This window comes from Pseudomonas sp. PL-6 (assembly GCF_054110165.1).
The window spans coordinates 351,458-365,922 of record NZ_CM134189.1 but is presented as its reverse complement, the minus strand read 5'-3'; the positions used below and the strand labels follow the sequence as shown (position 1 = coordinate 365,922).

At 68.8% G+C, this 14,465-nt stretch carries 12 protein-coding genes; 3 read left to right on the top strand and 9 right to left on the bottom strand.

What is annotated here, in order from left to right; translation table 11 throughout:
• Positions 1–7: 7 nt before the first annotated feature.
• Genes fdhF through ACW9UL_RS01650 form a run of 3 tightly spaced genes read right to left on the bottom strand, consistent with a single transcriptional unit; the run spans position 8 to position 4,929 of the window.
• Positions 8–2,851 (bottom strand): formate dehydrogenase subunit alpha, encoded by a 2,844-nt coding sequence (fdhF, locus tag ACW9UL_RS01660; protein WP_457788641.1) that lies wholly within the window; start codon positions 2,849–2,851, stop codon positions 8–10.
• A gap of 15 nt (positions 2,852–2,866) precedes the next feature.
• Positions 2,867–4,438: a formate dehydrogenase beta subunit gene (locus ACW9UL_RS01655; protein ID WP_457788640.1), complete on the bottom strand. Its 1,572-nt coding sequence runs from the start codon at positions 4,436–4,438 to the stop codon at positions 2,867–2,869.
• Entirely contained in the window at positions 4,435–4,929 is a 495-nt protein-coding gene (locus ACW9UL_RS01650; protein WP_021443503.1) for a formate dehydrogenase subunit gamma, read from the bottom strand. The genes ACW9UL_RS01655 and ACW9UL_RS01650 overlap by 4 nt, the downstream gene beginning before the upstream one ends.
• Positions 4,930–5,131: 202 nt before the next feature.
• On the opposite strand from ACW9UL_RS01650, the gene ACW9UL_RS01645 reads away from it, so the two are divergent.
• The gene (locus tag ACW9UL_RS01645) at positions 5,132–6,220 is read left to right on the top strand and encodes a substrate-binding domain-containing protein (RefSeq protein ID WP_457788639.1); all 1,089 of its coding nucleotides are present in this window, start codon (positions 5,132–5,134) and stop codon (positions 6,218–6,220) included.
• A gap of 145 nt (positions 6,221–6,365) precedes the next feature.
• Positions 6,366–6,833 (top strand): YMGG-like glycine zipper-containing protein, encoded by a 468-nt coding sequence (locus tag ACW9UL_RS01640; RefSeq protein ID WP_457788638.1) that lies wholly within the window; start codon positions 6,366–6,368, stop codon positions 6,831–6,833.
• Here the strand turns inward: ACW9UL_RS01640 and ACW9UL_RS01635 are convergent.
• From ACW9UL_RS01635 to ACW9UL_RS01610, 6 genes are all read right to left on the bottom strand, one after another.
• Positions 6,827–7,597, bottom strand: a complete 771-nt coding sequence (locus ACW9UL_RS01635; RefSeq protein ID WP_457788637.1) for a DUF4824 family protein — start codon at positions 7,595–7,597, stop codon at positions 6,827–6,829. The two genes, ACW9UL_RS01640 and ACW9UL_RS01635, sit on opposite strands and share 7 nt — an antisense overlap.
• Complete coding sequence (locus tag ACW9UL_RS01630) at positions 7,594–8,658, bottom strand: DUF2157 domain-containing protein (RefSeq protein WP_457788636.1); 1,065 nt, start codon at positions 8,656–8,658, stop codon at positions 7,594–7,596. The genes ACW9UL_RS01635 and ACW9UL_RS01630 overlap by 4 nt, the downstream gene beginning before the upstream one ends.
• Before the next feature lie 63 nt (positions 8,659–8,721).
• On the bottom strand, positions 8,722–9,156 hold the full coding sequence (locus ACW9UL_RS01625) for an acyl-CoA thioesterase (protein ID WP_397495739.1): 435 nt from the start codon (positions 9,154–9,156) through the stop codon (positions 8,722–8,724).
• A gap of 55 nt (positions 9,157–9,211) precedes the next feature.
• Positions 9,212–10,375: an iron-containing alcohol dehydrogenase gene (locus tag ACW9UL_RS01620; protein WP_457788635.1), complete on the bottom strand. Its 1,164-nt coding sequence runs from the start codon at positions 10,373–10,375 to the stop codon at positions 9,212–9,214.
• Positions 10,376–10,433: 58 nt separating this feature from the next.
• Positions 10,434–12,224, bottom strand: coding sequence for an acyl-CoA dehydrogenase C-terminal domain-containing protein (locus ACW9UL_RS01615; RefSeq protein ID WP_457788634.1), 1,791 nt, complete (start codon positions 12,222–12,224; stop codon positions 10,434–10,436).
• On the bottom strand, positions 12,221–13,462 hold the full coding sequence (locus tag ACW9UL_RS01610; RefSeq protein ID WP_457788633.1) for a 3-hydroxyacyl-CoA dehydrogenase: 1,242 nt from the start codon (positions 13,460–13,462) through the stop codon (positions 12,221–12,223). Before ACW9UL_RS01610 ends, ACW9UL_RS01615 begins: the two co-directional genes overlap by 4 nt.
• Before the next feature lie 98 nt (positions 13,463–13,560).
• On the opposite strand from ACW9UL_RS01610, the gene ACW9UL_RS01605 reads away from it, so the two are divergent.
• The gene (locus ACW9UL_RS01605; RefSeq protein WP_457788632.1) at positions 13,561–14,457 is read left to right on the top strand and encodes a LysR family transcriptional regulator; all 897 of its coding nucleotides are present in this window, start codon (positions 13,561–13,563) and stop codon (positions 14,455–14,457) included.
• The last annotated feature ends 8 nt before the right edge of the window (positions 14,458–14,465 follow it).

Here is a 14,465-nt window from a genome sequence, read left to right as displayed (position 1 = left end):
ACGCCGGTCATAGCTGCACCACCTTGATCTGCGGCAGCAGGTTGACCTGCTCGCGGGTGAAGGTATCGAACTCCTGCTGCCAGTCTGACGGCGCCTCGACCTTGCGCACCTGCACCGCGGTGACCTTGTACTCCGGGCAGTTGGTGGCCCAGTCGGAGTTGTCGGTGGTGATCACGTTGGCGCCGGATTCCGGGTGGTGGAAGGTGGTGTACACCACGCCCGGCTGCATGCGCTCGGTGACCCTGGCGCGCAGCACCGTCTCGCCGGCGCGGCTGTCGATGCCGACCCAGTCGCCGTCCTTGATGCCGCGGTCCTCGGCGTCCACCGGGTGCAGTTCCAGCACGTCCTCGGGGTGCCAGGCCGTGTTGGCGGTGCGCCGGGTCTGCGCGCCGACGTTGTACTGCGAGAGGATGCGCCCGGTGGTCAGCACCAGCGGCCGCTTGCGCGAGGTGCGCTCGTCGGTGGGGATGTACTCAGTGACCATAAAGCGCCCCTTGCCGCGCACGAAGGCGTCCTCGTGCATGATCGGCGTGCCTTGCGGCGCCTCGTCGTTGCACGGCCACTGGATGCTGCCCAGGCGCTCGAGCTTGGCGTAGCTGACGCCGCTGAAGGTCGGCGTCAGCGCGGCGATCTCGTCCATGATCTCGGACGGATGGCGGTAGTGCATCGGGTAACCGAGGGCGTTGGACAGCGCCACTGTCACTTCCCAGTCTTCCTTGCCGGCCAGCGCCGGCATCACCTTGCGCACCGGCGAGATGCGCCGCTCGGCGTTGGTGAAGGTGCCGTTCTTCTCCAGGAAGGAGGCGCCGGGCAGGAACACATGGGCGTACTTGGCGGTTTCGTTGAGGAACAGGTCCTGCACCACCACGCACTCCATGGCCTTGAGCGCATCGGTGACGTGCTGGGTGTCGGGGTCGGACTGCGCCGGGTCCTCGCCCTGGATGTAAATGCCCTTGAAGGTGCCGGCATGGGCCGCGGCGAACATGTTGGGGATGCGCAGGCCCGGCTCGTCGAGTAGCTTGACGCCCCAGGCGGCCTCGAACTGCGGCCGTGCCACCGGGTCGGAAACGTGGCGGTAGCCCGGCAGCTCGTGGGGGAAGGAGCCCATGTCGCAGGAGCCCTGCACGTTGTTCTGTCCGCGCAGCGGGTTCACGCCCACCCCGGGCCGGCCGATATTGCCGGTGGCCATGGCCAGGTTGGCGATCGCCATCACGGTGGACGAACCCTGGCTGTGCTCGGTGACGCCCAGGCCGTAGTAGATCGCCGCGTTGCCGCCAGTGGCGTAGAGGCGGGCGGCGGCGCGTACCGAAGCGGCCGGCACGCCGGTCAGGGCCTCCATGGCCTCGGGGCTGTTGCGCGGTTCGCTGACGAAGGCGCGCCACTGCGCGAAGGCTTCGGCCTCGCAGCGCTCGGCGACGAAGGCCTCGTTGATCAGGCCCTCGGTGGCGATCACGTGACCCAGGCTATTGAGCAGGGCGACGTTGCTGCCCGGACGCAGCTGCAGGTGATGCTCGGCGCGGATGTGCGGGCTGCGCACCAGGTCGATGCCGCGCGGGTCGGCGACTATCAGCTTGGCGCCCTCGCGCAGGCGGCGCTTGAGCTGCGAGCCGAACACCGGGTGGCCGTCGGTGGGGTTGGCGCCGATCACCAGTACCACGTCGGCGGCCAGCACCGAGTCGAAGTCCTGGGTACCGGCGGACTCGCCGAGGGTCACCTTCAGGCCATAGCCGGTCGGCGAATGGCAGACGCGGGCGCAGGTGTCGACGTTGTTGTTGCCGAAGGCGGCGCGCACCAGTTTCTGCACCAGGTAGGTTTCCTCGTTGGTGCAGCGCGAGGAGGTCAACCCGCCGACCGCGTGGCTGCCGTACTGCGCCTGGATCTCCTTGAAGCGCCGGGCGGCGTGGCCGATGGCCTCGTCCCAGCTCACCGGGCGCCAGGGCTGATGGATGCTGTCGCGGATCATCGGGGTCTTGATGCGGTCCGGGTGGGTCGCGTAACCCCAGGCGAAGCGGCCCTTGACGCAGGCGTGGCCGTGGTTGGCGTGGCCGTTCTTGTTCGGCACCATGCGCACCACGGTGTTGCCCTTGACCTCGGCGTTGAACGAGCAGCCGACGCCACAGTAGGCGCAGGTGGTGGTCACGCTGCGCTCGGCCTGGCCCAGCTCGATCACCGATTTTTCCATCAGGGTGGCGGTCGGGCAGGCGTTGACGCAGGCGCCGCAGGACACGCACTCGGAGTCGAGGAAGTCCTCGTCCTGGCCGGCGGCCACGCGCGAATCGAAGCCACGGCCGTCGATGGTCAGGGCGAAGGTGCCCTGCACTTCCTCGCAGGCGCGCACGCAGCGGTTGCAGACGATGCACTTGGCCGGGTCATAGCTGAAATAGGGGTTGGACTCGTCCTTGGCCTCGGCCAGGTGGGTCTTCACCGGGTCGTAGCGCACCTCGCGCAGGCCGACCACGCCGGCCATGTCCTGCAGCTCGCAGTTGCCGTTGGCCGAGCAGGTCAGGCAGTCCAGCGGGTGGTCGGAGATGTACAGCTCCATGGTGCCGCGACGCAGTTCGGCCAGTTTCGGGCTCTGCGTGCGCACCACCATGCCCGCCTCCACCGGGGTGGTGCAGGACGCCGGGAAGCCGCGGCGGCCTTCGATTTCCACCATGCACAGGCGGCACGAGCCGAAGGGCTCCAGGCTGTCGCTGGCGCACAGCTTGGGCACGGCGATACCGGCCTCCTGGGCCGCGCGCATCAGCGAGGTGCCGGCCGGCACGGTGATGGCGTTGCCGTCGATTTCCAGGGTTACCGGGGCGCCGCTGCGAGCAGGGGTGCCATAGTCGAGTTCACGATACAGGGCCATGGGGACGCCTCCGGATCAGCGGGCTTCGGCGGCGTCTTGCGCCATGCCGAAGTCCTCGGGAAAGTGGTTGAGGGCGCTCATCACCGGATAGGGGGTCATGCCGCCGAGGGCACAGAGCGAGGCGCCGAGCATGGTGTCGCAGAGGCTCTTGAGCAGTTCGATGCGCCCCGGCTGCGGGCCTTCGGAGCGGGCGACTATGATCTGCGCCAGCAGCTCCTCGCCGCGGGTCGAGCCGATGCGGCAGGGTGTGCACTTGCCGCAGGACTCCACCGCGCAGAACTCCATGGCGTAACGGGCCATGTCGGCCATGTCGACGCTGTCGTCGAACACCACGATGCCGCCGTGGCCGAGCACCGCGCCGAGGGCGGCGAAGGCTTCGTAGTCCAGCGGCGTGTCGAACTGCGACTCGGGCAGGTAGGCGCCGAGCGGGCCGCCGACCTGCACCGCGCGGATCGGCCGGCCGCTGGCCGAACCGCCGCCGTACTCGTAGAGCAGCTCGCGCAGGGTGATGCCGAAGGCCTTCTCGATCAGGCCGCCGCGGGCGATGTTGCCGGTCAGCTGGATCGGCAAGGTGCCGAGCGAGCGGCCCATGCCGTAGTCCCTGTAATAGGCGCCGCCCTTGTCGAGGATGATCGGCACCGAGGCCAGCGAGATCACGTTGTTGATCACCGTCGGCTGGCCGAACAGGCCCTCGATGGCCGGCAGCGGCGGCTTCGGCCGCACGGTGCCGCGCTTGCCCTCGATGCTTTCCAGCAGCGCGGTTTCCTCGCCGCAGATATAGGCGCCGGCGCCGCGGCGCAGCTCCAGGTGGAAGGCCTTGCCACTGCCGAGCAGGTCGTCGCCCAGGTAGCCGGCGGCCGTGGCGCGGGCGATGGCCTCGAGCAGCACCGCCTCGGCGTGCGGGTATTCCGAGCGCAGGTAGATGTAGCCCTTGGTCGCCCCAACGGCCAGGCCGGCGATGCACATGCCCTCGATCAGCACGTAGGGGTCGTCTTCCATCACCATGCGGTCGGAAAAGGTGCCCGAGTCGCCTTCGTCGGCGTTGCAGACGATGTACTTCTGCTCGGCCTGGCAGCCGAGCACGGTGCGCCACTTGATGCCGGTGGGGAAGGCCGCGCCGCCACGGCCGCGCAGGCCGGACTCGGTGACCTCGGCGACTATCGCCTCGGGCGCCATGCCGAGGGCGCGCTTGAGGCCACAGTAGCCATCGTGAGCAATGTAGTCCTCCAGCGACAGCGGGTCGGTGATGCCGACGCGGGCGAAGGTCAGGCGCTCCTGGCGCTTGAGGTAGTCGATTTCCTCGGTCAGGCCCTGGCCCAGCGCATGCGCCTTGCCTTCGAGGAAACCGGCATCGAACAGCCCGGCGACGTCGCGCGCCTTGACCGGACCATAAGCGACGCGGCCGGCCGGCGTGGCGACCTCGACCAGCGGTTCGAGCCAGAACAGCCCGCGCGAGCCGTTGCGCACCAGTTGCACCTCGATACCGCGCGCCGCGGCCTCGGCGACTATGGCCTGGGCCACCTTGTCGGCGCCCAGGCTGAGCGCGGTGGCGTCGCGCGGGACGAAGACCTTGATCGACTCGCTCATGCGCGTGCCTCCTGTTCGGCCAGCAGCGCCAGCAGTTCATCGGCATCGACACGGCCGTGCAGCTCGCCGTTGAGCATGGCGTTCGGCGCACAGGCGCAGTTGCCCAGGCAGTACACCGGCTCGAAGCTGAGGCTGCCGTCCGCACGGGTCTCGCCCAGCGGCAGGCCGAGTTTCTCCTCGAGCTCGGCGGTCAGCGCCTTGACCCCCATCGACTGGCAGGCCTCGGCCTGGCAAAGCTTGAGCACCTGGCGACCGGGCGGCGTGGCACGAAAATCGTGGTAGAAGCTGACCACCCCGTGCACCTCGGCGCGCGACAGGCAGAGGTCCTCGGCGATCAGCGGCAGCAACTCGGGCGGTACGGCGCCGAGGCGGTCCTGGATGTCGTGGAGGATCGGCAGCAGGGCGCCGGGCTGGCCGCGGTGGGCGGCCAGCACCTCGCGGGCGACGGCCTGGCACTGCTCGGGGGCGAAGCGCTGGGGAAGAACAGCCATATTCGATGCTCCAGCCGGCGGAGGTCGCCGGTACTGTCGGGGGAGATAATCCGCGCCAGTCACGGTTGCTGGTCGGCTTATCCCAAGCGAAGCCATTGGGCTCGCCATATATGAAGTAAAGTTCTTATACTCGGACGCAAAGCGCCCATGCACGGCAAACTAACATGGGAAATTGGCCACACAAATATGAAGCTTTGAACATATGATCCGTATCGATATCCAGCCGCGCTGGCGTTTCCACCAGCGCGACGGCAGCAGCCTCGACCCGCAGGGGCTGGAACTGCTGCAGGCGGTACACGACACCGGCAAGCTCACCGAGGCCGCCGCCCGCGTCGGCTATTCCTACCGCCATGCCTGGAACCTGTTGGGCAAGTGGCAGGCGTTCTTCGGCAGCCCGCTGATCGAGCTGGAACGCGGCAAGGGCGCGCGTCTGGCGCCGCTGGGCGAGAAGCTGCTATGGGCCGACCAGCGCATCCGCGCGCGGCTGTCGCCGCAGCTGGACAACCTGGCCGGCGAGCTGGAGCTGGAGCTGAACCGGGTGCTGCAGGCCAGCAACCCCGGCCTGCGCATCCATGCCAGCCACGGTTTCGCCGTGGCGGCGCTGCGCGAGTGGCTGGAGCGCGACCCCAGCTGGCAGTGGGAGGTGCAGTTTCGCAGCGGCAGCGAGGCGATCATCGCCCTGCATCGCCACGACTGCGAGGTGGCCGGCCTGCACGTGCCGGCCGGCCCGCTCGGCGCACTGAGCATGGCCCGCATCCAGCCCTGGCTGCGCCCCGACCAGCGGGTGATCACCTTCGTCGTGCGCACCCAGGGGCTGATGCTCGCCCCCGGCAACCCGCACGGCGTGCGCGGCCTGGCGGACCTGGCGCGCGGCGAGCTGCGCTTCGTCAACCGCGAGCCCGGTTCGGGCACCCGCCTGCTGCTGCAGGACCTGCTGCAGCGCGACGGCCTGGACAGCGCGGCGATCAGCGGTTTTCACAACGAGGAGTTCACCCACGCGGCGGTGGCCGCCTACGTCGCCAGCGGCATGGCCGACGCCGGCTTCGGCGTCGAGGCGGCGGCGCGCCGCTTCGGCCTGGATTTCATCCCCATGGCCCGCGAGCACTATTGCCTGCTGTGCCGCGAGGACAGCCTCGAGCTGCCGGCCATGACTGCCCTGCTGCGGGTGCTGCAGAACCCGGAGTTCCAGGCGCGCATCGGCCAACTGCCCGGCTACGCGCTCAGCCGCCCCGGCGAGGTGCTGCCGCTGACCCAGGCGCTGGAGCAGTGGGGCCGCGAGAGCCTGCTGTGAGCGCCACCCCTGCGCCCGTTTGGCGAAACCGTGAACCAGTTCCACAACCAGACCAGTGGCCGACGGGAGGTCGGGAACCCGACATGGGCGCCGCAGGTCAATGGAGCAACTCTCGCCGCAAGGCGGCTCCGTCATCGAGGTGTTCATGAAGTCACTGCAACTGCTGTTCCTCTCCCTTAGCCTGACCAGTGGCGCCGCCCTGGCCGGCAATACCGAAGCCGGTATTGGCGGCGCTCTGGGCGGAGTGCTGGGCGCTGCGGTCGGCAAACAGGTCGGCGGCAATACCGGCGCGGCCATCGGCGCCGGTATCGGCGGCGCGGCCGGCAGCGCGGTCGGCGCGGATCGGCGCAGCCGCACCGAAGCCGCCATCGGCGGCGCCCTGGGCGCGGCCAGCGGCAACGTGATCGGCCAGCAGGTCGGCGGCAACACCGGCGGCCTGGTCGGCGCGGCGGTGGGCGGCGGCGCCGGCGGCGCGCTGGGCAACCATATGGGCAACGCCAGCTACGATGATCGCCATTACCACCGCGACGACCGTCGTTACCGCCGCGACGTGCATCACCACCACTACCACGGCAAGCGGAAGCACAAGAAGCACTGGCATCGTCATCACTGACGAACGCTGAGCACCCAGGGCTCATGGCGACGGCCGAAGGCGACTTCGACCTGCACCTTGGGCCCTGTTTCGTCATGGCCCCGCGGCCAGCCGCGAAACAGCTCGCGGTAGGCGCGGGGCAGGCTCAAGCGAGCGCCGTCCAGGCGGATACTGGCACCGTAATCCGCCTGCGCGCCGTGCCGATAGGGCTCGATCCGCCCGGACAGCAGCACCTGGCGTCGCCGATCCGGCCAGCGCCGACGCAGCGCCTCGGCATCCACGCCCGCATCCACCAGCATCAGCCGACTGGCCTGCTGCTCCTCGTATTGCAGCTGGCGGCGGCGTTCGTCGCGCTGGCGCTGCAGCTCCTGGTTGTCCGGCGCCGCCTGCAGGGCGCTTTCGGCGGCCTGCAGGGCCTGGCGCGCGCCGTCCAGCTGGCGGCGATAAGCCGGGCCGTCCAACTCCAGCACCAGCCAGACCCTGCGCGGCAACTGACGGCTTAGCGGCCGCTCGAGGTCCTCGGCGCTGAAGCCCAGTTCGTCCAGCTTGGCCGCGTCCAGCCAGGGCAGCCGCGCATTGCCGGCTGCATGGCGCCAGCTCAGCCGCAGACGCAGCACGCTGCTCTCCTCGCCGCGCAACAGGGCATCGGACACCCGCCCCAGCTCGCGCGGGCTCAGCGTCAGGCGCGCCTCGGGCTCGCCGCTGCGGTTGTACCAGACGCCGCCGAGGGCGACCGCGTTGCTCAGCAGGATCAAGCCCAGACCCAGCCACAGCGCGCGGTTCATGCCGCACCGTCCTGGGCGCTGCGCCGCCAGCGTTGCAGCAGCACCAGCAACAGCAGGGCGATCAGCCCAAGCAGGAGGAAGAACAGGTAGCGCGGCAGCAGCTGCCACCACCAGTCGAACAGCTTGGCGAACAGCATGAACAGGGCGAAGACCAGGCCACCGTTGACCACCTCGCCCCAGCCGCGGCGGATGCCGAGCCAGACCGCCAGGCCCGCCAGGACGAAGCCCAGCACCTGGTAGAAGGCCTCGACGCCACGCACCGGCCAGTCGAGGTAGCTGGCCTCGCCCCAGTAGGACAGCAGCAACACCGGGCCGAGCAGGTAAAGCAGGCCCAGCGCCCGATAACAGGCGGCAAAACCCGGGTAGCGGCGCTGGTCGAGCCATTGCGGCAGCAACAGCAGCAGCGCCAGCGGCATGAAGTGCTCCGGCCGCTGGCCCAGCGCCCACCAGTGCCAGCCGGCCCAGTCGCTCAGCCGCGCGGCGACGAACAGCCCCAGGCACAGCAGCGCCGCCACCAGCAGCAGGCGCTGGCGCACCGAGTAGGCCAACAGCAGGGCCAGCGCAGCCCAGGGCAGCAGGGCATTGGGCGAGGGGGTGATATTGAAGATCTGCCCGAGCAGCGTCAGGTTGAGCACGAAGCAGACGAAGGCCAGCACGGCCGCCAGTTTGGCGTAGTAACCGGAGGCGTCGCGGCGCTGCAGCCAGAAGCACAGCGCCAGGCTGCCGAGGCTGCTGCCGAGCAGGATGGCGACCTGGGCCGCGGCGTCGAACAGGCCCCAGAACTGGTAGAACAGGAAGAACAATCCGGCCGCCAGGGCCAGCGCGCCGAACAGCGAGGCCAGGCGCATCCCCAGCGACAGCTGGCGCGCGCGGACATCGGCGTCGATATCCAGGGTCTGCCGGTAATGCGTCAGCAATTGCCGATGATGGGCGGCGACCGCCTGTTCCTGCACCTCGCTCAGCTGCAGCACTTGCTCGCGACGCAGCTCGGCCAGCTCCTCGGCGAAGGCGGCGATGCGCGCGGCGCGTTGCTGCGCCTGCTCGCGCTCGAGATCGGACATGGACACTACCTGGCAGATGACTGCCCACAGCCTAGCAGGCTGCTCGATCCTGGCGAACCCGGACTAGGCCACCAGCAGGCGTTCCAGCGCCGCGCGCAGGGCCGGCGGAATCGGTACTGGGCGATTGCTCGCACGGTCGACGAACACATGGACGAAGCGCCCGGCGGCGCAGGCCTGCTGCTCGCCGGCCTTGAACACCGCCAGCTCGTACTGCACCGAGCTGTTGCCCAGCTTGCCGACGCGCAGGCCGACCTCGATGGCGTCGGGGAAGGCGATGGAGGCGAAGTAGTCGCAGCTGGAGCTGACCACGAAGCCGACCACCTCGCCGGCATGGATGTCCAGGCCGCCCTCGGCGATCAGGTAGGCATTCACCGCGCTATCGAAGTAGCTGTAATAGGTCACGTTGTTGACGTGGCCGTAGAGGTCGTTGTCGTGCCAGCGCGTGGTGATCGGCTGAAAGTGGCGGTAGTCGCCACGCAGGTGTTGGGGTTGGCTCATCGATAATCCTTGGGGTGGCTTCGGTGCGCGCGGCGCACCCTACGGCAAGCTCGTCTCAATAGGCCGCCTGATAGATGGCCAGCGCCTGCTGCTCGTTCATTTCGCGCGGATTGTTCACCAGCAGGCGCTGCTGCAGCATGGCGTCCGCCGCCAGCGTCGGCAACATGGCCTCGCTCACCCCGGCATCGCGCAGCCGCGTCGGCAGGCCGCTGCGCTGGCTGAAGCCGGCCAGGGCCTCGATCAGCTGCTCGGTCTGCACCGCCGCACTGCCCGCCCGCAACTGCTCGCCCAATACCAACGGCGCCAGCTCGGCGTACAGCGGCGCGGCCATTGGCGCGTTGAAGGCCAGCACCTGCGGCAGTACCAGGGCGTTGGACAGCCCGTGGGGAATGTGGAAATGCCCGCCCAAGGGATAGGCCAGCGCATGCACCGCCGCCACCGGCGCGTTGGCGAAGGCCTGCCCGGCCAAGCAGGCGCCGAGCAACATGGCCTGGCGCGCGTCGCGGTTGCCACCGTTGTGCACCACCTCGTCGAGGTTGGCTGCCAGCAGACGCAGGGCTTCGCGTGCCAGCAGGTCGGAAAGCGGATTTTTCTTCAGCGCGCTGGTGTAGGCCTCGATGGCATGCACCATGGCGTCGATGCCGGTGGCGGCGGTGACAGCAGGCGGCAGGCCGAGAGTCAGGTCGGCGTCGAGCAGGGCCAGATCCGGCAGCAGCAGCGGCGAAACCACGCCCAGCTTGGTGGTCTCGCCGGTGGTGACGATGGCGATCGGCGTCACCTCGGAACCGGTACCGGCGGTGGTCGGCACCTGGATCAGCGGCAGGCGCCGGCCGCGGGCATTGCCCAGGCCATAGATCTCGCTCAGCGCCTGAGCGCAGTCGGGATGCGCCAGCAAGGCCACCAGCTTGGCCACGTCCATCGAGCTGCCGCCGCCGAAACCGACCACCAGCTCCGCCTGCAGCTCGCGGGCCTGGGCCACGGCGGCCAGCACCACGGCCTCGGGCGGATCGGCCAGCACCTGGTCGAACAGCTGCACGCCCAGGCCGGCGCGGGCGAAGCCCGGCAGCAGGGGCTCCAGCAGGCCCAGGCGGGTGATGCCGGGATCGGTGACGATCAGCACGCGCCGGGCGCCGCGCTCGCGGCACAGTTCGGCCAGACGCAGGCTGGCGCCGGATTCGCAGAGAATCTGCGCGGTGGTGGCGAAGCTGAAGGGATGCATGGGTGCTCCTCTTGTTGTCTGGTTTCCTTCGGTGCGCACGGCGCACCAATAACCCGCGCTAGAACGCAAAACTGTCCTCATCCATGGCCATCAGGCACTGCGCGCCGCCCAGCAGGGCTTCGCGGTGCGCACTGGCGCGCGGCAGCACACGGCGCAGATAGAACTCGGCGCTGTGCAGCTTGGCCTGGTAGAAACCCGCCTCGCCGCTACCTGCCTCCAGCGCATCCTGCGACCGCGCCGCGGCCTGCAGCCAGAAACCGGCGAGCAGCACATAGGCCGAGTACTGGAGGAAATCCACCGAAGTGGCGCCGATCTCCTGCGGGTCGCGCTGACAGGCGGCAATCACTTCTGTGCTTAGCTCGCGCCATTCGCCCAGACGGGCCTGCACCACACTGGCCATCTGAGCCAGGGCTGGTCGATCCGCCTCGGCATCGCACAGCTGGCTGAACTCGGCCTGCAGTGCGGACAATTCCGCACCACCGTCGCCCAGCAATTTACGGCGGATATAGTCCAGCGCCTGAATGCCGTTGGTGCCTTCGTAAAGCTGGGTGATGCGGCTGTCGCGCATCAGTTGTTCCATGCCCCACTCGCGGATGAAGCCATGCCCGCCATAGACCTGCACGCCATGGCTGGCCACTTCCTGGCCCATGTCGGTGAAGAACGCCTTGACGATAGGGATCAGCAGCGCCGCGCGCTTGCCGGCCGCCTTGCGTGCCTCGCCCGACTCGGCGCCATGCTCCAGGTCGAGCTGGCGCGCGGTGTAGGCGGCGAGCATGCGGCTGCCCTCGACCAGGGTCTTTTGGGTCAACAGCATGCGTCGCACGTCGGGGTGAACGATGATCGGATCGGCAGCCTTGTCCGGCGCCTGCACACCCGCCAGGCCACGGGACTGCAGGCGTTCACGGGCGTAGCGCAGCGCACCCTGGAAGGCGGCCTCGCCAATGCCGAGGCCCTGCAGGCCGACCTGAAAGCGCGCGTCGTTCATCATGGTGAACATGCAGGCCAGGCCCTGGTTGGCTTCGCCCACCAACCAACCGGTGGCGCCGTCGAAGTTCATCACGCAGGTGGAGGCACCCTTGATGCCCATCTTGTGCTCGATAGCGCCACACGACAGCGTGTTGCGTTCACCCGGTGTGCCGTCGGCGGCAGTGATAAATTTCGGCACCAGCAGCAATGAAATGCCCTTCACGCCAGCAGGCGCATCCGGCAGGCGCGCCAGTACCAGATGGATGATGTTTTCGGAGATGTCCTGCTCGCCGCCGCTGATAAAGATCTTGCTGCCGCTGACGCGGTAGCTGCCGTCAGCCTGCGGCTCGGCGCGGGTACGCAGCAACGCCAGGTCGGTGCCGGCCTGCGGCTCGGTCAGGCACATGGTGCCGCTCCACTGGCCGCTGACCAGCTTGCCCAGGTACTGCTGCTTCAGCGTTTCGCTGCCATGCTTGTGCAGCGCCAGCACGGCGCCCTCGGTCAGCCCGGAGTAGACGCGGAAGGACAAAGAGGCGCCCATCAGCATTTCGTGGAAGGCAAAGGCCACCAGCTGCGGGAAGCCCTGGCCGCCGTACTCCAGCGGGCCGGTCATGCTCGCCCAGCCGTTGTCCACGTATTGCCGGTAGGCCTCGGCAAAGCCCTTGGGCGTGCTGACCTGACCATTCTCCAGGCGGCAGCCCTCCTCGTCGCTGTTGCGATTGAGCGGCGCGACCTCGCCCGCGGCGAAGGCCGCAGCCTCCTCCAGCACACCGTCGATCAGCTCGCGATCCAGGCCGTTACCCAGACGCTCGCAGTGGCCGGCAGCGTCGAACAACTCGTGCAGCACGAAGCGCATATCGCGCAATGGCGCCTGATAGCTCATACCTGGCCCTCCTGTACGTCGGCGAATCGCTTGTTGTCGCTGGCCAGCCGCTCGATCAACGCCGCCGGTTGCCAGTGCGCGCCGAAACGCTCGGTCAGTTGCAGCAGACGCCGATGAATCGCCGCGACACCCTCGCCGTCGGCCCAGCTCATCGGCCCGCCACGCTCGGCGGGAAAGCCGTAGCCGTTCAGATACACCAGATCGATGTCGCGGCTGTTGGCGGCGATGTTCTCCTCGAGAATCTTCGCCCCCTCGTTGACCAGCGCCAGCAGGCAGCGCTCGAGAATTTCCTCGGTGCCGATATCGCGGCGGGTGAAGCCCAGGCGTTCGGCCTCGGCCTGTACCAGCGCGTCCACTTGCGGATCGTGCTCGGCCTGGCGGCTGCCCGGCGCGTAGCGGTAATAACCCTGGCCGCTCTTCTGGCCGAAGCGACCCAGCTCGCACAGACGGTTGTCCACCTGCACCGCCGGGTCCTCCTGGCCCTGGCCGGCCAGCTCGCGGGCGCGCCATTCCAGGTCGATGCCGACCACGTCATACGTGCGGAACGGCCCCATGGCGAAGCCGAAGCCCTGCAGCGCCGCATCCACCTGCTGCGGCCAGGCGCCCTCGAGCAGCAGCATGCGCGCCTCGCGCACGTAGGTATGCAGCATGCGGTTGCCGATAAAGCCGTGGCAGTTGCCGGCCACCACCGCCACCTTGCCCATGCGCGCGCCCAGCTCCTGCGCGGCCTGCAGCACGGCGGGCGCGGTCTTGCCGCCGCGCACGATCTCCAGCAGCTTCATGATGTGCGCCGGGCTGAAGAAGTGCAGGCCCAGCACCGCCTCCGGCCGCGCGGTGACGGCGGCGATGGCGTCGATATCCAGCGCCGAGGTGTTGCTGGCGAGGATGGCGCCGGGCTTCAGCACCGCGTCCAGCTCGCGGAAGATGCGTTGCTTGAGCTCGAGATTCTCGTACACCGCCTCGATCACCAGGTCGGCATCGGCCAGCGCCGCGTAGCCGTCCACCGCCTCGACACGCGCCCGCCGCGCTGCGGCCTCGGCCGCATCGATGCGGCCCTTGGCGACGTTGTGCGCCCAGGTGTCCGCGGCCATCGCCAGGCCCTGCTCGACCATCTGCGGGTTGTTGTCCAGCCACAGCACGCGCAGGCCGGCGTTGGCCAGGCTGATGACGATGCCGCGGCCCATGGTGCCGGCGCCAATCACGGCGGCACAGCGAAGCGGCGAGACGACTTGAGTCATTGTTGTTCCTCTCGGGTACGCAGGAAAAAGCTTGGGTCACCATAAGCAAGCCGCTACTATTTTTGAAATTTAGTCTTGTGATACGACGTATTCAGTAGATGAATTTCACCAACTTCGATCTCAACCTGCTGCGCGTGCTCGACGCCCTGCTGCGCGAACAGAACGTCTCGCGCGCCGCCGAACGCCTGGCGCTGAGCCAGCCGGCGGTGAGCAATGCCCTGGGGCGTCTGCGCGAACTGCTCGGCGATCCGCTGCTGGTCCGCGTCGGCCGGCGCATGCAGCCTACACCGCGGGCGCTGGCGCTGGAGGCGCCGATCCGCAGCGCGCTGCGTCAGCTGGAGCAGAGCCTGAGCGCCGGCGAGGCCTTCGAGCCGAGCGAGAGCCGCCAGCGCTTTCGCATCGCCGTCACCGATTACGTCGAGCTGGTGTGTATGCCGCGCCTGCTCGACCGCCTCAGCCAGAAGGCGCCGGGCATCGGCATCGACATCCGCCACCTCAGCCCCAGCCTGCCGATGGAGGCGTTGGACAAGGGCGAGCTGGACCTGGTGCTGGGCCGTTTCGACGAGATGCCGGCGCGTTTCGCCCGTCGCCACTGGATGAGCGAGACGCTCAAGCTGGCGGTGCGCCGCGAGCATCCGCGGCTGCGCCAGGGCAGCCTGGATCTGGAGACCTTCCTGCGCCTGCGTCACCTCTGGGTGCACGGCGGGCAGACCCGCGGCATGGTCGATCAGTGGCTGGGCGAACAGGGCCTGTCGCGGCAGATCTTCTACACCACACCGAACTACCTGCAGGCGGCGCACATAGTCGCCGGCAGCGAGCTGGCGGCGGTGCTGCCCACCGCCCTGGCCCGGCATTTCGCCACCTTGCTGCCGCTTGAGCTGTTCGACCTGCCGTTCGCCTTGGGCCCCTTCCACCTGGAGATCGTCAGCCTGGCGCAACGTCAGCGCGACGCCGCGCTGCAGTGGCTGATCGAGGAAATCGTCGCAGTGGCGTAGGACGGGAG